Genomic DNA, 21,048 nt, shown 5'->3' with positions numbered 1-21,048 from the left:
AGCACAGGAAGAGGCGAGTCATGAACGGGCACATCCTCAGCAGGACACCCCAGCGGATGTCCTGGGCTGTTGCTTCATTGGCAGTCGTCGCGGCCACCTGGACGGTGCTCGACCCAGGGTTACTGCACGGGCCACGTGCCATGGTTGGCTCCGCACGAGGTACCGCCCTGGTCGTCCTGGCGGTCGCCGTGCCGGTGCTTCTCGTCTCGGCGCGCAAGGCGATCGCCGGCCGGGCTCCTGCGGTCTTCACCTGGATTGGGTCGCTGCTCTACCTGCAGTACAACGCCGTTCTGCTTCTCTTCCTCACGCCGTTCAACGCGGCATTCCTCCTGTACGTCGCCATGCTGGCGACCAGCCTCTGGTCCGTCGGCACCTTGGCCTTCAGCCTCGACGCCGCTGCGCTCGCCCGCGGGTTCTCACCTCGAGCCCCGGTGCGGACAGTGTCCGTGTACACGTGGGCCGTCGTCGTTCTGAACGCCGCGGCGTGGCTGGCCGTGGTGGTCCCGGCGTTGCGCGGTCCGTTCCCGCCGAGCTTCCTCGCCGGGACGGGGGTCGCCACCAACGCCGTCTACGTCCAGGACCTGGCTGTATGGCTGCCGCTTGGCGCTGTCGCTGCCTGGTGGCTGTGGCGACGGGAGGTCCGCGGACTCGTCGTCGTGCCGTCCCTTTTGGCGCTCTGGGCCATGGAGAGCATCAGTATTGCGGTCGACCAGTGGTGGGGCTCGCGGCTGGACCCGGAGTCGACGGTGGTGTCGGCGACCCTGGTGGCGCCGTTCGTGGGCCTGGCGCTGGTGGCGGCCGTCCCGCTCGTCCTGATCCTGCGGCGCTTCGACGGCTCAGCTTCCGCAATGGCCTCCGAGCGTCGTCCGGTCAGTCCCTCGGCGGACGCCCGCGCTCACGAGGGAAGCCTGTCATGAACGTTCTTTCGTCAGGCCCTTCTGGCGCTGGCTTCCGCCTGAGGCTGTGGTGGGCTCAGAGCCTCCTCGACCCGCGCCCTGGCGCTCACGAGCTCTGACACCGCCTCCGGGATCGACATGCGCCCCGCGGGGGCGATGACGCTGAGGGCACCGAGACACCGTTGGCCTCGCATGATCGGGACGGCGACCGCCTCCACCTCGTCGCCCATCCACTCGTGGTTGTGGATCTCGCCATAGCCCTTGCGCCGCGCTTCCTCCGCGAGCTCCGCGAGCTCGGAGGAGAGCTCCTGTCGGGCGCGCGGGTCGAAGCCGAGCAACACCTGGCCCGACGCCGAGGCGAGATCGAGATGCCGCTCGGGGTTGCGGTGGATGAGGGGCCGCCGTGGCTCGCGCCGTTCGACGATCAAGGCCTCGTCACCGTGCAGGATCGCGAAGGATATGGGCTCCTGTAGCACCTCCACCAGCTCTTCCATCGTGCGCAGGATGACCGGCGGCGTGCCGCCCTTCTGTGCCACGGCATCGGCGAAAAGCGTCGCTCCGTAGCCGAGGCGGTAGCGGCGGTCGGCGTCCTGCTCGAGCCATCCCGTCCGTACGAGGCTGGCCAGGTACTGGTGCGTCGCTGCACGGCTCCACTGGAGCACCTCGGCCACCCGAGCGAGGCTCACGGACTCGGTGTCTTCCTGGCTGAGCGCCTCGAGGACGTCGATCGTCTTCACCACTGTCTGCAGCGTCGGCGTACCTGCCATCCCCTGCCTCCTCACAATCCGGGCTCACCGTATCGGCCGAGGACGGCCCCGCTGAGAACTTTTCTGGTTTTTCGCAGAGACCCATTGACGTTGGTTATCCGTCGTGTTTAGGGTCGCTCCATCAAACCATACCGTATGCGAATCAAGCCACCTTTGATTGCCGCAAGGTCGGCGGTAGGCACGCGAAGCCCGAAGGGAACGTCTCAGCAGTGGGAACTCGTACGATCCAGGAGATCACCGACCCCCGTCGGGTCATGGACCCCCGGCGGCTCGGCGCCTTGCAGCCTTCGCGGCTCAGCGCCTCTCGGGCCTTCGTCAACACGATGATCCGCGAGGGGTGGACGATCGAGCAGGACTACCTCGAGCTCGACCCACAGGGGAACGGTCGCACCCGCTACACCGTGAAGACCCCCCAGGGCAGCGTCACGTTCCTCGGCTGGCTGCACCAGCCCGTGGCCGGCAACCGCACCGGACGGATCGTCGGCACCAGCTGGGACATGATCGGCGCGCTCGTCGACGGCAACGCCACGGACGAGCAGGTCGAGGTCACCGAGCGCGAGATCCACAAGCTCTACGAGGGCCGTGCGCCCGCGGGGACACTGGTGTGGTTCCGGTCGAACCAGTCGCTGCGGATCTTCCAGCACGTGCGCGAGTCCCTCGCCGCCGGGCGGCAGCCGGACGCCGCGGCCATCAGGAAGGTCGGCTACCTCATGCGGAACACCGGCCTGGACGGGAACGGCACGTTCGGCACCATCTCCTTCAAGGCGATCCCCGCCGACCACGCACTCGCCACGTCGTACTTCGCCCAGATGCTCTCGGCGTACCTCATGCGTGAGCTGTCCGTCGACGTGGTGCAGGCGCTCGCCCGGCTCGACAACCCCGACGGCGCAGTGCCGCTCTCCCGGGAGACGCGCAGCGTGATCGGAGTCGGCAACGGCTCCGCGCTGGGCCTCGTGATGTTCGTCTACAACAGGCCGCGGCTGATCGATGCGTACCTCAGTGCCTACCTCGACGCCCTCAGCCACGTCCTCACCGAGCCGATCGGCGTCGACGACGTGCGTTTCGAGACGGTCGAGCGGATGCTCGACCGGGCCATCTCCTACCGCACTCTGGAGGACACCCGGTATCGGGTCTTCGCGGGGAGCAAGGAGCACGCGGCAGACCTGCGCCGCATCCGCACGGTCATCCGCGCCGCCCGCCGGGGGGAGCTCGTCCGAGAGCCGGGGGAGACGCTCCTCGCCGCCGCGCATCGAACCATCCGCAACCGCGTCAGCCCGGACGCCGAGGCGTCGCTGAACTCCATCCTGCTGGAGATCATCCCCGACTACTGCGACCGGCTGGTGAAGGAGCGTCTGGTCTTCGACGAGACCCTCCTGCTCGACCCGACGACCCCGGTGTCGGTGGCCCTGGGTGCGCTCGAGCGCGCCTTCGGCTGGGCGTTGGAGCTGCCCCTCACGGACGAGCGGCACCGCGACCGGGCCTGGTATCAGTCGCGCGCCGCAGAGGAGCCGCGATCCGGTCCCCGTGACGAGGTCCCCGGAGCGCACGAGGTGGTGCCGAGCTATCCCGCCAAGACCCGGGAGCTGCGGGCAGCGCTTCTGGCGAGGCCGGCCGACGAGCCGGTCGGGCAGCTGCTCACCGAGCGGCCTGACCTCGAGTACATCTGCCGCCTCGTCCTGTCCCTGGCCGACAACCCGTATGCGGTACCGCACGCAGACCCGCACGACGCGGACTTCGTGCCCGCCTGGCTCATCCGGCTGATGAACTCCTTCGTCCACGGTCTCGATCGGACGGAGGACTACCTCAACCGCAACATCCTCGGCCTGATCTTCGAGGGGGCGCCTTTCCGTGACGAGCTCGCAGACGCTGATCCGAGCAGCTGGTGGTGGTCGTACCGGGCCGTCAACCAGCCCTCGAACGTTGCCCCTGCTGCCGCTCCGCAGCTGTCCCCCACGGCGCCCGCGGCCCCTGCCCTCGACAGCCCCATCCAGATCACGCCGCGGGAGACCATGCTGGTCGCCCCTCGGTTTCCCAAGGACGAGCGCATCGTCGTCAAGCACCGCGAGGCGCGCCTGGTCTCGGGGCGGGCGATGCAAGCGTTGGGCGTCCCCGAGGGTTCCTGGCACGGCGCTCGCGACTTCTTCGTCACGGCCCTGCTCGCCGATCCCGCCGCCGTCGAAGGCTTCGGTGCCATGCTGGCGCGGTCCCTGGACGGAGAAGGCACTGTGCGACGGCCATGGGCGGCACCGGCGTTCACGCGCAACGATGGCGAGGTGGTCGTCGACGCCGGCGGGCAGAGCCTGCTCGCGGTCGGCCATGTGCTCGTCAACCTGATCGGCGCGGTCGCCTCGCCCGCCGGCACGTCCGTGACCATCGACCGCGTGACCGCGGACTCCGCCACGCCGGGACTGGTGCTCGGTCTGAACCAGTACGGGATCGAGTGCGAGGTCGTGCGCGAGAGTGACGACTCGCTCGTCGTCGTGGCGCGAACCTCCACGACACCGGGCCAGCTCACTGCCCGGTACGACACAGCGCTCGACCGCCTCCTCCGTGAGGGGCTCAAGCTCCCGGCCCAGACCTGGTGGGACGTCTTCTACCCCTCCCACGCCGGCATGTACCCCGACACGGACATCTCTCGCCAGCACACCGGGACCATCAAGGACGTCTACAAGCCGGGTCAGATCCTGACGAGGCAGTTCCACCCCGAAGAGGTCCTCTCGTTCGACGCCCCCGACAACCGGGACGAGTCGGCGTACTTCCTGGCCGCCGAGGCCACGTCCTCGCGCTCCTGAGCGCCGCCCAACCCTTCAAGGAAGAAGACATGATCTACGTCGACAGCCTCATCTGTACGCCGTTCGAGATGGACCACCCGGACCAGCGCCCTGCCCTCGAACAGCTGCGCGCAGGCGGGATCGGATGCTTCGTCTCCACCCTCGCCTGGTGGGAGGACGCCGCCGAGACGATGGACAAGCTCGTCAAGTGGCGCTACATGGCCGAGGACAACAGCGACCTCGTCGAGATCGCCTACACCGTGGCGGACGTCAGGCGGATCGCCGCCAGCGGCCGCACCGCCATCCTGCTCGGCAGCCAGAACGTCTCGTTCCTGTCCGGCCGCCTTGGGTTCGTGGAGCTCTTCGCCCGGATGGGGATGCGCGTCGGGCAGCTGACGTACAACATCCAGTCCGACATCGGCGGCTCCTGCTACGAGCCCACCGACTCAGGCCTGTCGCGCTTCGGCAAGGCGGTCGTGCGTGAGATGAACCGGGCCGGCATGGTCGTCGACCTGTCGCACGTGGGAAACCAGACCAGCATCGACGCGATCGAGTACTCCGACACCCCCGTGGCGATCACCCACTCGAACCCGTACTCCCTGGCTCCTCACGCGCGAAACAAGCCCGACGCCGTGCTGGATGCGTTGAAGGCCAACGACGGCATGCTCGGGCTGGCGGTCTACCACAACATCGTGGGCGAGTACTCGACGCCCCAGAAGTGGTCGGAGATGGTGGCCTGGACCGTCGACAGGGTCGGCGTGGACAAGGTCGGCATCGGCACGGACTTCGACCAGACCGGTGGTGTGCCTTATCTCACCTGGATGCGTCAGGGGCGGTGGGCGCGGGAGAAGCAGTATGGCGCCGGCAGCCCGGACAGCCCCGGAAAGGCTCCCAAGCTGGACTGGATCGCCAGCCCCGCGGACTTCCCCAACATCGAGAAGGCGCTGCGTGACAGGGGATTCGCCCAGGACGAGGTCGTCGCCATCATGGGCGAGAACTGGCTCAGCTTCTTCGACCGCACCTTCCGGACCCTTTGAGGACGCCATGTCGATCCACACAGAAACCAGCCCCACCGAGACGGCGCCTGACGTGAGCAACGAGTTCGTCCGTGCCGAGCATCTCGTGAAGGACTTCGGGCAGCACCGTGCCGTCAACGACGTGTCACTCTCAGTGGCCAAGGGCGAGGTCATCGCGCTCATCGGACCGAGTGGCGCCGGCAAGAGCACCCTGCTGCGCTGCCTCAACCTCCTGGAGACCCCGAGCAGCGGCAGCCTTCAGATCGCCGGCGAGCGGATCGTCTTCGAGGGCGACAACCTCAAGCGACCGCAGGTGCTGCGCCTGCGACGGCACACGGGCATGGTGTTCCAGTCGTTCAACCTCTTCCCGCACCTCACCGCGGCGAAGAACGTTGCCCTGGCTCAGATGCGCGTCCTCGGCCGGTCGAAGAAGGAGGCGATGGACCGGGCGCTGACCCAGCTGGACCGAGTAGGCCTCGCCTCGAAGGCGGACGCCTACCCCAGCCAGTGCTCCGGCGGTCAGCAGCAGCGCATCGGCATCGCCCGAGCGCTGGCCATGGACCCGGACCTCATGCTGTTCGACGAGCCGACGTCGGGTCTCGACCCCGAGGTCGGGGCCGAGATCCTTGCGGTGATGCGTGCCCTCGCCGGCGAGGGCACCACGATGATCATCGCGACGCACGAGATGGAGTTCGCGCGACACGTCTCCCACCGGGTGGTCGTCATGGTCGAGGGCGCGATCATCGAGGAGGGGGCGCCCGAGCAGGTCATGTCCGCGCCGACTCACGAGCGCACGCAGAAGTTCCTCTCAGCAGTGTTGGGGCGCTGATGGAAGAGGCACTCGGACTCATTGCCGCGGCGACAGGGATCACGCTTCTCCTGACTGTGGTGTCAGGGGCGATCGGGCTCGTCCTCGCCGCACCGCTGGTGCTCCTCTCGCAGAGCCGGCAACCGGTGCTGCGTCTGGCCTACACCACGTTCGTGCACATCGTCCGCGGTGTGCCAGCGCTGGTGTGGCTCTTCATCATCTTCTTCGGCATGGCGGAGCTCAACGTGGTGATCCCTGCGATGCCTGCCGCGATCGTGGCCCTGGGGGTGATCGCGACGGCGAGCATGGCCGAGATCTACCGTGGCGGGCTGAACGCCATCCACTTCGGCCAGTACGAAGCCGGATGGGCCTTGAGCCTGAGCCGGTTCAGCGTCACCAAGGACATCGTCTTCCCGCAGCTTCTCCGCGCCGTCAGCCCCACTGTAGCCACGTACTTCGTGGGCCTGCTCAAGGACTCCGCGCTCGCCTCCATCATCGGCGTCGGCGAGATCACGTATGTCACGGGCCAGCAGGTGGAGCTGCACGGCAACGGTCTGACCCTCTACGCCTTCGCTGGTGTCCTCTATCTCGTCATGAGCATCCCGCTGGGGGTCCTCTCCCGTTCGGTCCACTCACGAATCACCCGGAGGTATGCGGTCGTATGAGCACCGTCACGCCCCTGTCCTGGCTGTGGGAATGGCCGCACTGGGTCCCGACCCTTCTTCCGGGGCTCGGCGTCGCCCTGCTGCTCACGGTGATCAGCTGCGGCATCGGGTACCCGCTCGGGTTCCTGCTCGCGCTCATGACGGAAGCGCGCTCGAAGCCGTTGAAGTGGACGGCTCTGGTGCTGGTCGAGGTGGGTCGCGGAATTCCGATCCTGGTGCTGCTCTTCGTGGTGTACCAGGGCTTGCCATCGGTCGGGATCCTCTTCGACGCGCTGCCTTCGGCATGCATCGCCTTCGTGTGGTCGGCCGCCGCCTACTCGGCCGAGATGATCCGCGTGAGCATCGGCACCGTGCCGCGCGGACAGTCTGACGCCTCATACGCCCTGTCGATGAGCCGCTTCGACACCTACCGCTACATCGTGCTGCCGCAGGCCGCCAGGATCTCCATCCCGCCGCTCGTGAGCCTCACCATCACCATGTTCCATGCCACGAGCCTTGCCAGTGTGATCACGGTGTCCGAGCTCATGCACATCGCGTACCAGCAGGGGGCCATCTACTTCAACTACATGACCGTATTCACTGCCGCTGCAGTGATCTACCTGGTGATCACCGTGCCCGCGGCGATCTTCGCCGACCGGCTGTCGAAGCGACTGGGGGGAGTCACCTCCGTCCGCCAGACCGCGTTCCGCCGCCGACGTACTCCAGCGCCGATAGTCACCGGAATCTAGCCAGACCCTCACCAGGAACCGCACCACCACACCGCACCACCACGCCCACCACCATGGCCGCTCGCCGCCACGCAACACACACCCGATCGGAGAACCACCTCATGTCACTTCGCTTCACCGCGGGCGCCGCCGTCCTGGCCGTCGCCTGTCTCACAGTAGGCGGCTGCAGCAGCGAGTCTGACGCATCGTCCGCCGTCGCTGACTCCTGCAAGCCGGCCCACCCGGGCCTGACAACCCTCAAGAAGGGGACCCTCACGGTCGCCCAGTACTCCTACCCGCCATTCTCCACGTATGCCAACGGCAAGCTGACCGGCATCGAAGGTGACGTGCTGACGCAGATCGCGCAGATGGAGTGCCTGAAGATCGCGGTCGTGCCGGGGCAGTCACCGGCGATGATCACCAACGTGCAGACCCGCCGCGCCGACACCACTCTGGGCAGCTGGTACCGGACCAAGGCGCGGGCAGAGGTCGTGAACCTCAGTGACCCCATTGTCGTGTCGCCTCTGTCCCTCATCTCAAAGTCCGGGGCTGAGACCGTCGACGCCATCTCGAAGATGAAGATCGGCGCCGGGACGGGCCTCGTTGCGCTGCCGGACCTCCAGAAGCTCCTCGGCGGCAACCTGAAGACGTATGCGGACACGGACGCCCAGATGACCGACCTGCAGGCCGGCCGTATCGACGGCGTGGTGCTCGGGCTCGGCGCTGCCGTCCAGGCGCTGAAGGACCACCCGATCAGCGGCGCAGGGGTGAAGGTGATCCAGCCCGACCCGCGCATCGCGTCGACCGCCTCCCCGGGGCAGACCAACTTCCCGACGAACAAGTCGAACGCGGCACTGGGGAAGGCCATCAACGAGGACATCGCCAAGATCCGGTCCTCGGGCGACCTCAAGAAGATCGCTGAGAAGTACAGCTACCCGGTCGAGGCCACCGAGCCCGGTACGCCCAACCTTCTCTGACGGTATGGGGTGCCGGTAGGTTCTTCACTGACCGGCCGGCACCCCGTCTCGTGCCCGCGCGACGTTCTGGTGGGAGCCGCTGGCGCTCCCACGACGCGTGGGATCGGCCCTTGGTGGCGATGTCAACCGAGGGTCCCCACTCATCGTCTGTGGAGTAGCGGGCACCACAAGGGCTGCCCCGGACACCAGGGGTGATCCCCATGATCAGGCGACTGCTCGGAATCGTTGCCGTGACCTCCGCCCTGGCGGCGTGCGCCGCGCCGGGCAGCACGTCCACCGCCCCTCCCACAGCGGCGAACACGATGTCGAGGCCGACGTCGGGGTCGACGTCAGCCCCGACAACGCGCGCGTCCACGCCGCCTTCGGCGGCGCCCCAGCCGAGTGGCGTGGCGGTCGGGCCGGTCTGGCCGATTGAGCCGCGCACGATCGCGGCCTCTCCGTCCCGGGGTGGCCTGCCGGTACTCAAGGCGATCAAGGCCGGGCGCCATGGCTCTTATGAGCGAGTCGTCTTGGAGTTCACCGCCTCGTATGGCGAAGTCAAGGTCCGCTACGTGCCAGTCGTGCACCAGGACCCCTCTGACAAGGTCGTGCCGCTGCGGGGCTCGTCGTTCCTGGAGGTCGTGGTCCAGGGGGCCGTCGCCACATGGGAGGCGACTCCCATCACTCCGTACACGGGCCCGTCCACGGTGAAGACGGGATTTCCCACGGTGAAGCAGGTGTCCATCTCCGGCGACTTCGAAGCCGTGCTCAGCTTTGGAGTCGGCCTCGGTCGCACGGCCGGCTTCCGAGTGGCGCGGCTGCGGTCCCCTGACCGGTTGGTATTGGACGTCGCCGAGCGCCCGCCCTGGAGGATGTGGCCCGATGACAGCCTCTCGATGGCGAGAGTCGAGCAGACGGCGTTCGACCAAGGGCATGCGCCGTGGCGCGGCAGCGCCGAGCTGGTCGCCACCGCCTATGCCCGCGCGGTGTACGGATGGAGCGACCCAGTCGTCACGCGAGCCGCAGGCATCGACACCTACCGCCTTGCGCACGCCCGCTCGTCCGACCACGTCACGGTCCGGGCCGTACGGATGTTCGCCACGAGCAGGAACACCATCTTCGAGATCGGTGACACCCGCTGAACCGGATCCGCTGCGTTAGGGAGGTGACGGCCCCCGTTGCCCTCTCGGACCCGGCCACCGCCGTGAGGTGGGCCCCACGGCCTTCTGTCCATCGGCCGAACGGATGAGGCGCCTGGCGCACCAACCGAGCGAAAATGGGGACGTGTCGGGGGAAATGGCCACACTCCTTAGCGGCGCACAAGGTGGTGACGAGGAGTGCTTCGCACGGTTGTACGAAGCGACCAACCCCATCCTCGTGCGTTATTTGAGGGTGGTCTCGGACGCTGACCCGGGCCCGCTGGCCGTCACCACCTGGTCGTCCCTGATCGACGGCATCTCGGTCTGCGTCGCCGGCGACGACGACGACTGGCTCGAGCTAGCAGTAGGCGCGGCGCGGGAGAGCGCCCAGGCTGCCGCGAGTCTTCGCTCCGCTGCCTGTCCGGTGCCGAGCCGCACCCCCGCCGCCGGTACCGGCACAGGCCCACAACCCGCCCCGGTCGACCAGGGGGTCGCCATGCTCCGGGCGTGCGGGTCTGCTGTGGCCGAGGTCCTCGCGCTTGGCGTAGTGGCGGGACTTGGACGCGACTCGATCGCCAGGATTACCGGGCAGGAGCCCAGCGCGGTGCTTGCGCTGGTCCTCGAGGGTCAGAGCAGCCTCGTCCTTCCCGTGGACAGCCTGGTGGCCACGTTGCGGGTGCCCGCCACTCCCGCCGAGGTCGCCGACCTCCCCGCGGTACGGCGGCGGTTCGCCGCCCAGTCACATTCGCCGCTGGCCGCCGACATCACCACGGCCGCCTCTATCGCCGCCGGCACCACCACCGCCCCGACCACGGGCAAGCCCACGGTCGAGGACCTGCTCACCTGGAGCTCCCCCGCCCCGGCCACCTCGAGGGTGGTGCTGCGCCGAAACGGCCACACCGACGCCTCTTCCGGCTTGGCCCGTATCGGCGCCGGAACGACGGCCTGGGCCGTCGCAGTGGCGGGTGTCGGGGCGGCCGTGGCCATGAGCGGTGTAATCCCTGCGGCCATCCACAGGCTCCTCGGCGACCAAGGCAACCGGCCCGCCATCACGGCTCACGGCCCGGTCAGGCCCGGCGACGTGCCGTCTCCGATCACACCGCCCGGCACCAACCACCGACCGTCCGGCGACCAGCCGGGCCCTGTCAGGCCCGCCACCGAACCGGTGGACACGGCCCTCACCGGTGACCGTGTCGTCGTCTCCGCGTCCGCCTTCAGGCTCGGTCCCTCGGAACAGGTGGTGGTCGTGCCAGCGGTCCTGGTCGAGTCGTCCTCGTCGCCGCAGTCGGCGCCGGTGTCATCGCCAGAACCAGTACCGGCCAGGTTCGGTCGACCCAGCGCCACTCGTGCGAAGCCCACCCCGCAGCCGGGTTCGGGTACGCGCGCCGTCACCGGTGCCGGCCACGCCTACGGCAAAGGCCACGCGAAGCACAGCACCGGACTGGCCAAGGGCCGGGTCAAAGCCGCCCAACGAGCCGCGAGGGCGGCTGCACAGTCGGTTGCCAAGGCCCAGGAGGCGTCTGCCCGCGCCGCGGCCAAGGCGGCTGCCCGCACCCCAGCCAAGTCTGCGGCCGCCAAGGCCAGGGCTACCGCAAAGGCTGCCACCACCCGGGCCAAGGCCGCGAAGTCCCGCGCCTGACCTGGCTGTGCCGGCCAGCCGTGGCTCCGGGCGACCGGCGGCTTCCTGGCGCGGTGCTCGGCGGTGTGAACCGGGCCGCATGGCATCTGGCGCAACGGGCAACGTCGCTGGCCGGTCGGCCCTTGGCGGTTACCGACTGGTTCCGGCGCCCCTGTTCGTCGTCCGTTGTCGCGGAACGTGACTGCCCGATGAACCCCGATGTGGCCGAGCACGTGGCTGAGGCTGGTTCAACGGACTCAGGTGCGGTGTAACTGCCTGGAATGGTTGAACGCTGGCGCTCAGTTCCTGAAGCGCCGATGTCAGCGTCGAGATCACCGCCACCCAGTCGCTCTCCTGCGACGGCCCAACCGAGGCAGACGTTTGCCCTGTTTGGGCCGGAAACATAACGGCACCTGCATAGGCGGAGTCGGTGACCGGAACTGCTCGGCGGTCCACGGGCCATGCCAGAACCACGACATGCTCGGTCGAGCCTGTGGGGGGTGAACTCGAGGGAAAGTCCTGCGGCATCATCATGAACATCCACCTATGTCGGACTCTCCAGCATCGCGCATATCCCGGCCAGGGGGAAGGGCTCCACCAGACCCGGGTACCAAACTCGGCCGTGTCACCCATGCAGTCGCCTGCGGCGCGCTGTCCGCCGCCAGGAGTCCGTGCGCTGATCGTTGGCCTCTGCAGTCCTTCCACCACGACGGCGACCAGGCAGACTTACAACCATGCGTGACGAGCTTTTCAACCTGACCGGGCGCACCGCCCTGGTCACCGGCTCCAGCAAGGGCATCGGCAAGGCGCTGGCCCGTGGCCTGCTCCGCGCGGGCGCCGCCGTGGTGCTCAACGCCCGCGACGCAGAGATGCTGGAAACCACGCGCGAACAGCTCGCCGCGGACACGGCCGCCGGCGACCGGGTGCATGCCGTGCCGTTCGACGTCACGGACGCCGGTGCGGTGCGCCAGGGAGTGGCCAGGGCCGAGGCGCTGGCCGGGCCGATCGACATCCTGGTCAACAACACGGGCATGCAGCACCGGGCTCCCATCACCGAGTTCACCGACGCGGACTGGCACCGCATCGTCGACGTCAACCTCACCAGCGCCTTCTTGGTCTCCAGGGAGGTCGCCCCCGGCATGGTGCGCAGGGGCCGAGGCAAGATCGTCATGATCTGCTCGGTCCAGTCCCTGCTCGCCAGGCCGGGGATCGCCCCCTACTGCGCAACCAAGGGCGCGCTGAGCATGTTCGTCAAGGGTCTGTGCGCCGAGCTCGGGCCGGCGGGCGTTCAGGTGAACGGCTTGGCGCCGGGATACTTCGACACCGAGCTCACCTCAGCGCTGGTCGCGGACCCGGAGTTCACCTCGTGGGTCCAGAAGCGCACCCCCGCCGGCCGCTGGGGTGACGTGGAGGACCTCGTCGGCCCGCTCGTCTGGCTGTCCAGCAGGGCCTCCGACTTCGTCAACGGCCAGACCATCTTTGTCGACGGCGGCATCACCAGCGTGCTCTGAGCACGCCCACGATCACCGGACTGAGACGACCATGCGCGCCTGTGTGCTCCACGCAGCCAAGGACCAGGGGCCTAACGCCCTGCGCGTGCCGGCGCGGTGTGGAGCTCAAACCGGTCGATGTAGTCGCCGGTCGCGGCTATGGAGACGTCCTGAAAGACACACCGGACGAACGTGCAGTTGTCCAGGGCGATCAAGCCTTCGAAGGGGCTGTCGGGGATTTCTATGAGCGCGGAGGGCGGAATCGGGCTGTCGAGGAACATCGTGTCGTTTCGTGGGTAGAGCGCCGCTGGACCCACGATCGTGCATTCCACGAACCGCCAGTTGAAGATGCGCGGCCCGGGCAGGACGCGCCCCAGGATCTTCACGGTCGTGCCCTGGACCTCAAGTTGCGCTGGGGACATGGCGCACACCGTAGGCGTGACTCCACCCAACGCAGTCGTACATCGGTATGAGGTCGCGGCGGCCAGGATGGGCAATCGCTGCTTCTCGACGCCCAAGGACCTGCTGGCGTGGTCGGAGTCGCAGAAGGAACCGGCGTGGTCATGAACCGCCCAAACGGCAAGTGGCGCGTACAGGTGAAGTACCGCAGTCGGGACGTGGCCGATCGGACCTTCGATCGTCGTGGCGATGCGGTGCGGTGGGAGACCGAGCAGAAGCGGCTGCTGCACTCCGGGAGTTCGTCGCCCCGGCTGCCGGTTCGATCACTGTGCGGGAGAGGGCCGAGGAGTTCCGCGCGTCACGCAAGGGACAGCTCTCGGTTCGGGCGTGGGAGTCGGATGAGAGCGCGTTGCGGGTCCACATGTCGCTGGCGTTCGGCAACTGGCCGATCTCGTCGGCCACCCCCTTGGTCGAGCGATTCCTCGTGGACCTGGCGGTGTCCCGATCCGTGCGGACGGCGGCTCGCGTCCGAACCACGCTGCGAGCGCTGTTCCGCTAGGCCTACGAACACGTCGTCTGCAGGTGTCACCAGCCTGAACTGGTGCCCCTGCCGCACCCCGACTCAGGGACGGGGAAGGTCATCGAGGTCGACCCGTTCTCAGTTCGCTGCGCTTCTGGACGTCGTCGTGACTCAGCGGCGGCTGTCGCCGGGTGGTGCCGACATCACGTTGGGGGCTGACGGGTGCGGGCATCGAGCGGGCCACCAAGAGCGGCCGATCCGCTCATGCTGTAAGTCCCAACTGCCAGCAGTGGCAACGATGCTGCGCGAAGGAGGAGATCGCCGCCTTCGCGGACTTCCCCGAGGCGAACTGGCGCAAGGTGTGGAGGACCACCCCGTTGGAGCGGTTGAGCAAAGAGGTCAAGCGCCGAACCGACGTTGTGGGCATCTTCCCTAACCCCGCCGCGCTGCTGCGCCCGGCGAGCTGCGTGCTGATCGAGTCCCGCGACAATGGCAGGTCGCCGAGCGCCGCTACCTCTCCGAAGCCTCCGATCCGCGCGGCATAGGTCACAAAACCACAGAGCATCACGCGGAACGAGTTGCACCGCCTCGCGGGACTTCATCAAGCCACCACGAACCATTGCATTCCCTTAAGTCCGGTGCGCCCAGTTTGGAAATCTCGCATGAGCTGGCGGGGGGATTTCGTGGTTATCCGCGCTGAGCCGCCAATGCCTTTGTCGCTCCTTGTGCGCCGCCTGCTGCGGTCCTCGTGGTTCGAAGCAAGTCGGGCTTGCGCCCAAACCCAAGTCCATCGCATGTTGATGTCCCGTCGTACTTGACATCGCTGTGCGGCACACTGACAGGGTGCGCATCCGGGAGGGTAAATGAAGAGCGAGCGGCACGAGGCGCTCCTAAGCATTGTCAACGAGGCGGGCAGAGTTGAGGTGGTCGAGCTCGCGCAGCGCCTCGGCGTCTCGGAGATCACCGCTCGACGGGACCTCTTGGAGCTCGAGGCCGATGGGTTCCTCCGGCGCGTCCACGGTGGTGCCGTGCCCGTCAGTGGTCGGTCGTCCGAGCGGCCGTTCCGCGTGCGCGAGCAGCAGCAGTCCGCTGGGAAGGAAGCGATCGCCAAAGCAGCGGCGAAGATGGTGAACAGCGGGGACGCCATTGCCCTGGACGTGGGCTCGACGGTGCTGCACATGATCGACCACCTGGGTCATGCCGCGAACCTCACCATCGTCACAGCCAACCTGCGCACCGCCTGGGCGGTGGCGAACAGCAAGACGCTGATGCGGCCGTTCCGGCTGATCGTCTCCGGCGGCGTCGTCCGGGAGGACGAGCTGTCGATGACTGGTGAGAGCGCGCTCGCCCACTTTCGGAAGATGCGCGTGGATATCGCCTTCCTCGGCGTCGCGGGGGTCGATCCTCGAGCCGGGGTCACCGATTTCAATTTGGACGACGTCGAGATCAAGCGACACCTCGTCGAGTCGGCACGCAAGACCGTGGTCCTCGCCGACCACACCAAGCTCGGCGAGGTCAACTTCGCCCAGGTCGCCGACCTCCATCAGCTAGACCTGCTGATCACGGACATGCAAGCCCCCCGCGACCAGGTGGAGGAGCTTCGCCGCGCTGGGTTGGAAATCATGCAGGTCAAGCCCTGACTGGTGAACGCAGCGCGGGCGCGCGGCACCGGTTCCCCCGGAACAGCCCAGATGTTCCATGACGGGGCGATGTCCTTCGCGATGGCCATTGACCGAATGAACATTCTGGATATATAAAGTGATCGTTCGTCTGCTCTGGCGAACCCTCACGAAGCGTCAGCGCTCACCTACCACGGATGGCACCCCATGATGCGCACACTCAAGATGTCGTTGCCGGTGGCCGCGACCGCCGCCGTCCTCGCCCTCACCGCATGCGGAGGATCCCCCTCCGCCTCGACCGAGGACCGGGGCTCGCCCACCAAATCGATCAAAGTAGTCGCTGCGGAGTACAGCAGCTCCACCAGCCCCTACTGGCAGCAGGTGGCGAAGGACTTCACGGCCAAGACGGGCGTCAAAGTCGAACTGCAGGTCATCGGGTGGAACGACATCCACCAGCAGGTGAGCACGATGGTGCAGACCAACCAGCTGCCCGACGTCCTCAACCTCGACTCGTTCTCACAGTATGCCGCTGACGACCTGCTCTGGCCGGCCCCAGACATCGAGACCCAGGCATTGCGGGACAACCTGCCGGAGAACCTGCGTACGTCGGGCTCCTACAAGGGCAAGGAGTTCGGAATCCCCCTGGTGGGCAGTGACTCTGCCCTGTTCTACAACCCCGCCATCTTCAAGCAGGCGGGCCTCACGAACCCCCCGGCCTCGCTCGACGAGCTCCAGTCGGACGCCCTGGCGGTCTCCAAGCTGCCTGGCAAGGTGGGTTTCGCGCTGTCGCTCAGCCCCGAGGCCCCGCACATCGACTTCTCGACCTTCATGTTCAACATGGGAGGTTCATACATGGCTGATGGGAAGTGGGCCATCAACTCGCAGCAGAACGTCAAGGCGCTCGAGTTCCTCAAGGGCCTCACTGAGAAGAAGGCCACCGAGGTCAACCCCGGCAAGACCGGTCGCGTCGAGGGGTCGTGGCAGCTGTTCGAGGCCGGGACCGCCGCCATGACCATCGGACAGGGCGGTCTCGCGGATCGGCTCGAGAAGTCGGGAACTCCCTACAAGGTGGCGCCGTTCCCGGCGGCGCCCGGTGTCACCCCCACCAGCCTGGGCGTGGCCGACTACATCATGGCCTTCAAGAAGCCGGGCAACCAGGATGCGGTCAAGCAGTTCCTTGACCTCGCCTTCAGCGACAAGAACTACACCAAGTTCATCGAGACGGAAGGTCTTCTGCCCGTCACGAGCGGGGCTCAGGCGGCACTCGCACAGAAGCCCAAGTTCGGGCCGTACATTGAAGCGCTCAAGTCGGCGAAGTTCGCACCTGTGGGGGAGGAGAACTGGGACAAGGTCCTCGGGGCCATGAAGAACTCCCTGGGGCTGGCAGTGCAAGGTCAGGATCCGCAGAAGGTCCTCGACGACATCCAAGCCGTAGCAACCAGTTCTTGATCCTGTGACAGCGGCCAACGGGCCCGCCCCATCCTCGTCGCCCGTCACCCACAGTGGCGGGCGACAGGGGGGTGGAGCCAGCACGGGGCGCCGTCAGAGGCGGTCTCCGCAGGATGTGGGGTGGCTGGGCCTGGCTGGCTGGCTAGGGCCCAGTGTCGTCCTGATCTTGGTGGTCGTCGTGTACCCCCTGATCGAGACAGTCCGTTCATCGTTCCAGTCGTTCTCGCTCACTGGTGCGGTGAAAGGATCCGCCGGATGGGACAACTACCGAACCATCATCGAGAACCCCGCCTTTCCCAGGGTCATCGTCAACACCGTCGTGTGGGTGGTCCTGGGGGTGGTCCTCACGACGCTGGTGTCCCTGCCTCTGGCGCAGCTGATGTCCAAGGAGTTCTGGGGCAACCGGTTCCTGCGCATTGCGCTCATCGTGCCGTGGGCCACCTCCGTCGTCATGAGTGCGATCGGCTTCCGTTGGATTCTCAACTACTACTACGGGGTCCTGAACCCTCTGCTGATGAGGCTCCACGTCATCGCTGCCCCGGTGGACTGGCTGGGCAGCGACAGAACGATCCGGTGGGTCATGATCGGCGTGGTGGCGTTCGTGTCGCTGCCCTTCACGTGTTTCGCGCTGCTATCCGGCCTGCGCACCATCTCGGACGACGTCCTGGAGGCGGCCGCCATCGACGGCGCCGGTCGGTGGCAGTCGTACCGGCACATCGTTCTGCCTCTTCTGCGGGGTCCGTTGACCGTCACGGTGCTGCTGAACTCCATCTGGATCTTCAACTCGTTTCCCATCGTCTACGTCCTCAACAAGAGCAATCCGGGGTACCTGAGCGACACCTCGACGACCTTCATGTACAAGGTGGCATTCCTCACCGAGAGGGACGTGGGTGCAGGCGCCGCGATGTCGGTCCTCAATGTGATCGTCATCGGTGTCGGGGTCGCGTTGTACGTCCGACGTTCGAGAATGGAGTGACCTGATGGCGGCTCGGACAACGGGCAGGGCGACGATCGGCGGCACGGCTGTCGCCGTCGTGCTGCTCAGCCCATACCTGGTGATGCTCTTCACGTCCTTGAAGCCGGCGAGCGAGCTGTCGCTCACGCCGGGTCGGCTCCTGCCGCAGGACTGGCGGTTCGACAACTACGTCACCATGTGGCAGGCGGCGCCGGTCGCCCGCTACATGCTGAACTCCCTGGTGGTCGCCTCGTCGTCGACGCTGCTGGTGCTCCTCATCGCGGTGCCGGCCGCCTATGCCAGTGCCCGGTTCGCCTTTCCCGGCCGCCGGCTCTATCTCTTCGCCATGCTCGTGGTCCAGATGCTTGCCCCCGTGGCGCTGATCGTCGGTCTCTACCGGGAGTTCGCCTCCTTCCGCGCCCTGGACAACCTCGGCAGCCTGGTCGTCATCAACACCGCGTTCAACCTGGCATTCGCGATCTGGCTTCTGCGCGGCTTCATCCTGACGATCCCGGCCTCCTTGGAGGAGGCCGCCTGGATCGACGGCTGCTCACGCCAGCGCGCCCTGCTACTCGTGGTCCTGCCTGTCATCCGCCCGGGGCTGGTGACCGTGGCCGTATACGCGTTCATCGCCGCCTGGAACGAGTTCATCGTTGCACTGACCCTGATCACCACCGAGGCCAAGAAGCCGTTGCAGGTCGGCCTCACCCAGTTCATCGGCAAGGACGAGGTCGAGTGGCAACACCTCTTCGCGACCTCGCTGGTAGCGATCGTGCCTGTCGTCGTGCTGTTCCTGCTCGTCGAGAAGCACCTCGTCGGCGGCCTCACGGCCGGAAGCGTCAAGTGACGACGACTCGCCAGGGGACGACCACCGCACGCAGGCGTCCCGTCAGAGGAAGCTTGGGGTTCGTCATCGGCAGCCTCGACCCGCAGCATGCCGCGACAGCCGGCGGGGTGGCCGTTCTCGGCCACGTCCATGACCCCCTCCTGCGTCGTGACCTCGCCTCCATGGCACTCGCGCCCGGAGTGCTGAGGGGCCGAGCGCACCAGACCGCACAAGGGCGATATGTCCTCGACATCGATGATCGGGCGCGGTTTCACGACGGCAGCAGGGTGACGGCCGACGACGTCGCGACTAGCATCCGCTCGTTGATCGACGGCCCTGGATCGGGCGGGTTCATGTCGGCCGGCCTGGATGGTGTCCAGGAGGCGATCATCCTCACAGAAGGCCAGGTGGAGCTGCGCACCGACTCCGCACTGCCCCTGCTCGACGAGCGCCTGAGCCTCGTCCGAGTGCAGCCGCACTCGGCAGTCTGGTCCGAGGATAATCTGCCTCACGGCACCGGCCCTTACCGTGTGGTCTCCCACGACCCCTGCGGCGCCACCCTCGAACCGGCGCCAGGTTACGCCCTGCTCGAGGACGATGGCGACCATCGCTCGCCGTTGGACCTGCTCGCCACCCCTGAGCCGATGGAGCGAATGAGCCGCCTGCTCGAGGGCGACGTCCACGTGATCGAGGAGGCCCCACAGGACGGGCTGGCCCTGCTCGAGGGGCGTCCGGACCTGGCCTCGGCATGGGTCAGGGGGATGAACACCACGTGGTTGCTCTTCAACTGTGCCGACGAGCTGTTCGGCGACGTGCGTGTCCGTCGCGCGGTGGCCTTGGCCATGGACCGAGAGCAACTCGCCCACACCGTGCACCGTGGACGCTTCGAACCGTCCGGCGCGCTCCTGCCCCGTTGGCATCCTGACTATGTCGCCTGCGCCGAGGAGCCCGCCCACGATCTGCATGCGGCCCGCGCTCTGTTGAGGCAGGCAGGTGCGTCCGGCGTCGAGATCGAGCTCCTGGTGTCCAGTGCCGACTGGGTCGTCCGTCAAGCCGAGCTGGTCGTCGAGCAGCTGGCAGCCGTGGGGATCTCGGCTCGCGCTATAACGGCCCACACCGCGGACCTCTTCGAGAAGGAGATTCCCGCCGGACGATTCCAGGTGCTGATGGCCTCGGGCGATCCAAGCATCTTCGGGCGCGACGGGGAGTTCTTCCTACGCTGGTACCTGACGGGCCGATGGGCGCGCCACTACGCCCACCAGCCCAAGTATGAGGTGGACGGCAACCACGCGCTGGTGCGGCGGCTGGTCCGCACGCCAGAGCCGCACCTGAGACGCGAGCTCCTGGGCCAACTGCAGCGCGCCGCTGCGACGCAGTGTTCCATGGCGGTGCTCGGGCATCGCCCGCAGCCGACGGCATGGAGCAGAACGCTCCAGGGCTTTCGGCCTTCGGGCACCACCGGCCTGGACCTCCGCACCGCGCACGTGGTCGGTGCGCCGTGACCACGCCGACCTATCCGGACCTTCGGGACAAGGTCTTCCTCGTCTCCGGCGCCGCGGGTGGCGTCGGACGTGCCCAAGCCCTCGCCCTGGCCCAGCAAGGAGCGGTCGTCGCCATGCTCGACCTGAGCTCGCTGGACAGCGCGGCCAACGAAGTAGCGCGTCTGGGTGGTCGATACTCGCGAGCCGCGACAGATGTGCGGGACGCACAGGCCGTGTCCAGGATCGTGGCCGACGTGGTCGAGCAGTGGGGCCGGCTGGATGGCGTCCTTGCGACGGCCGGCGTGTGCCGTGGCTACGGACCCTTCTGGCAGGTGGATGAGCATGACATGCGGTTCACGGTGGAGACCAACGTCTACGGGACCTGGAACCTGCTGAGCGCAGCGGCGGACCACTGGGTCGGCACGCGCACGACAGGAGCGGTCGTCGTGACTGGCTCCGTGGCCGCCGCGCGCGGCCTGCCCTCCGTAGGCCATTACGTCATGAGCAAGCACGCGCAGCTAGGGCTGGTGCGTACGGCGGCCCGAGAGCTGGGGCCTTACGGAATCCGGGTCAACGCCGTGGCGCCCACCAACGTGGACACCCCGATGTTTCAGCGTGCTGCCGTGTGGCAGATCGTGGCTGGACGTGGGGGCTCGGTCAGTCGCGACGAGGCGGCCGCCGCAGCCCTCGACAGCCACCACCTCCCCATCCCTTGGGTGGAGCCGGACGATGTCGCGGCGGCGAGCACCTGGCTGCTGTCGGCCGCAGCCCGGTATGTCACCGGGGCGGTGCTGGCGGTGGACGCCGGAGCGCTCGACCACTGACGCTGCGGCACCGTGAACTCAGCTGCGGCATGATGAACCACCTCCGGGACAGGTGCGGTCAGCATCGTCAACGGGCTCGGCAGGCGCGCGTAGGCCAGCCCGTCAATGATGCCCACCGACCGGCCGTTCCCCAGCCCATTGC

Annotated in this window: 19 protein-coding genes and 1 pseudogene; 18 read left to right on the top strand and 2 right to left on the bottom strand. The window is 67.5% G+C overall.

Annotated features, from left to right (window positions below; genetic code table 11):
- Window positions 1–20 precede the first annotated feature (20 nt).
- Window positions 21–917: a hypothetical protein gene (locus PHA84_RS16930; RefSeq protein ID WP_270889312.1), complete on the top strand. Its 897-nt coding sequence runs from the start codon at window positions 21–23 to the stop codon at window positions 915–917.
- Between the two features lie 11 nt (window positions 918–928).
- On the opposite strand, the gene PHA84_RS16925 is transcribed toward PHA84_RS16930, so the two are convergent.
- Window positions 929–1,663 (bottom strand): IclR family transcriptional regulator, encoded by a 735-nt coding sequence (locus tag PHA84_RS16925; protein ID WP_270889311.1) that lies wholly within the window; start codon window positions 1,661–1,663, stop codon window positions 929–931.
- A 209-nt stretch (window positions 1,664–1,872) separates the two neighbouring features.
- On the opposite strand from PHA84_RS16925, the gene PHA84_RS16920 reads away from it, so the two are divergent.
- From PHA84_RS16920 to PHA84_RS16880, 9 genes are all read left to right on the top strand, one after another.
- On the top strand, window positions 1,873–4,455 hold the full coding sequence (locus PHA84_RS16920; RefSeq protein WP_270889310.1) for a hypothetical protein: 2,583 nt from the start codon (window positions 1,873–1,875) through the stop codon (window positions 4,453–4,455).
- 29 nt (window positions 4,456–4,484) lie between these two features.
- Window positions 4,485–5,471, top strand: a complete 987-nt coding sequence (locus PHA84_RS16915; protein WP_270889309.1) for a dipeptidase — start codon at window positions 4,485–4,487, stop codon at window positions 5,469–5,471.
- Window positions 5,472–5,478: 7 nt separating this feature from the next.
- Window positions 5,479–6,279, top strand: a complete 801-nt coding sequence (locus PHA84_RS16910; protein ID WP_270889308.1) for an amino acid ABC transporter ATP-binding protein — start codon at window positions 5,479–5,481, stop codon at window positions 6,277–6,279.
- On the top strand, window positions 6,279–6,923 hold the full coding sequence (locus PHA84_RS16905) for an amino acid ABC transporter permease (RefSeq protein ID WP_270889307.1): 645 nt from the start codon (window positions 6,279–6,281) through the stop codon (window positions 6,921–6,923). Before PHA84_RS16910 ends, PHA84_RS16905 begins: the two co-directional genes overlap by 1 nt.
- The gene (locus PHA84_RS16900; RefSeq protein WP_270889306.1) at window positions 6,920–7,651 is read left to right on the top strand and encodes an amino acid ABC transporter permease; all 732 of its coding nucleotides are present in this window, start codon (window positions 6,920–6,922) and stop codon (window positions 7,649–7,651) included. The genes PHA84_RS16905 and PHA84_RS16900 overlap by 4 nt, the downstream gene beginning before the upstream one ends.
- A 101-nt stretch (window positions 7,652–7,752) precedes the next feature.
- Entirely contained in the window at window positions 7,753–8,607 is an 855-nt protein-coding gene (locus PHA84_RS16895) for an ABC transporter substrate-binding protein (RefSeq protein WP_270889305.1), read from the top strand.
- Between the two features lie 200 nt (window positions 8,608–8,807).
- Entirely contained in the window at window positions 8,808–9,728 is a 921-nt protein-coding gene (locus PHA84_RS16890; RefSeq protein WP_270889304.1) for an AMIN-like domain-containing (lipo)protein, read from the top strand.
- Between the two features lie 154 nt (window positions 9,729–9,882).
- A complete protein-coding gene (locus tag PHA84_RS16885; RefSeq protein ID WP_270889303.1) occupies window positions 9,883–11,364 on the top strand; it encodes a hypothetical protein in 1,482 nt (493 codons plus the stop codon).
- Between the two features lie 713 nt (window positions 11,365–12,077).
- Window positions 12,078–12,854: a glucose 1-dehydrogenase gene (locus PHA84_RS16880; protein ID WP_270889302.1), complete on the top strand. Its 777-nt coding sequence runs from the start codon at window positions 12,078–12,080 to the stop codon at window positions 12,852–12,854.
- A 71-nt stretch (window positions 12,855–12,925) separates the two neighbouring features.
- Here the strand turns inward: PHA84_RS16880 and PHA84_RS16875 are convergent, their stop codons facing one another.
- Window positions 12,926–13,255: a hypothetical protein gene (locus tag PHA84_RS16875; protein ID WP_270889301.1), complete on the bottom strand. Its 330-nt coding sequence runs from the start codon at window positions 13,253–13,255 to the stop codon at window positions 12,926–12,928.
- A gap of 236 nt (window positions 13,256–13,491) precedes the next feature.
- Between PHA84_RS16875 and PHA84_RS16870 the strand changes: the two genes are divergently transcribed.
- The 8 genes and pseudogenes from PHA84_RS16870 (at window position 13,492) to PHA84_RS16835 (ending at window position 20,906) form a co-directional block, all read left to right on the top strand.
- Window positions 13,492–13,791 carry a hypothetical protein gene (locus tag PHA84_RS16870; protein ID WP_270889300.1) on the top strand — a complete coding sequence of 100 codons (300 nt, stop codon included), beginning with the start codon at window positions 13,492–13,494 and terminating at the stop codon, window positions 13,789–13,791.
- A gap of 238 nt (window positions 13,792–14,029) precedes the next feature.
- Window positions 14,030–14,281 (top strand): annotated as a pseudogene (locus PHA84_RS16865) (transposase); the annotation flags it as partial.
- Between the two features lie 334 nt (window positions 14,282–14,615).
- Window positions 14,616–15,392 carry a DeoR/GlpR family DNA-binding transcription regulator gene (locus PHA84_RS16860; RefSeq protein WP_270889299.1) on the top strand — a complete coding sequence of 259 codons (777 nt, stop codon included), beginning with the start codon at window positions 14,616–14,618 and terminating at the stop codon, window positions 15,390–15,392.
- A gap of 186 nt (window positions 15,393–15,578) precedes the next feature.
- Window positions 15,579–16,820, top strand: coding sequence for an ABC transporter substrate-binding protein (locus PHA84_RS16855; protein WP_270889298.1), 1,242 nt, complete (start codon window positions 15,579–15,581; stop codon window positions 16,818–16,820).
- 238 nt (window positions 16,821–17,058) lie between these two features.
- On the top strand, window positions 17,059–17,796 hold the full coding sequence (locus tag PHA84_RS16850) for a carbohydrate ABC transporter permease (RefSeq protein ID WP_270889297.1): 738 nt from the start codon (window positions 17,059–17,061) through the stop codon (window positions 17,794–17,796).
- Between the two features lie 4 nt (window positions 17,797–17,800).
- The gene (locus tag PHA84_RS16845; protein ID WP_270889296.1) at window positions 17,801–18,622 is read left to right on the top strand and encodes a carbohydrate ABC transporter permease; all 822 of its coding nucleotides are present in this window, start codon (window positions 17,801–17,803) and stop codon (window positions 18,620–18,622) included.
- Between the two features lie 53 nt (window positions 18,623–18,675).
- Entirely contained in the window at window positions 18,676–20,103 is a 1,428-nt protein-coding gene (locus PHA84_RS16840; RefSeq protein WP_270889295.1) for an ABC transporter substrate-binding protein, read from the top strand.
- Window positions 20,100–20,906, top strand: a complete 807-nt coding sequence (locus PHA84_RS16835) for an SDR family oxidoreductase (protein ID WP_270889294.1) — start codon at window positions 20,100–20,102, stop codon at window positions 20,904–20,906. Before PHA84_RS16840 ends, PHA84_RS16835 begins: the two co-directional genes overlap by 4 nt.
- Window positions 20,907–21,048: the final 142 nt, after the last annotated feature.

The organism is Pedococcus sp. 5OH_020, from assembly GCF_027812955.1.
GTDB lineage: Bacteria > Actinomycetota > Actinomycetes > Actinomycetales > Dermatophilaceae > Pedococcus.
The sequence above is the reverse complement of the archived record's forward strand: the minus strand, read 5'-3'. Positions and strand labels throughout refer to the sequence as shown.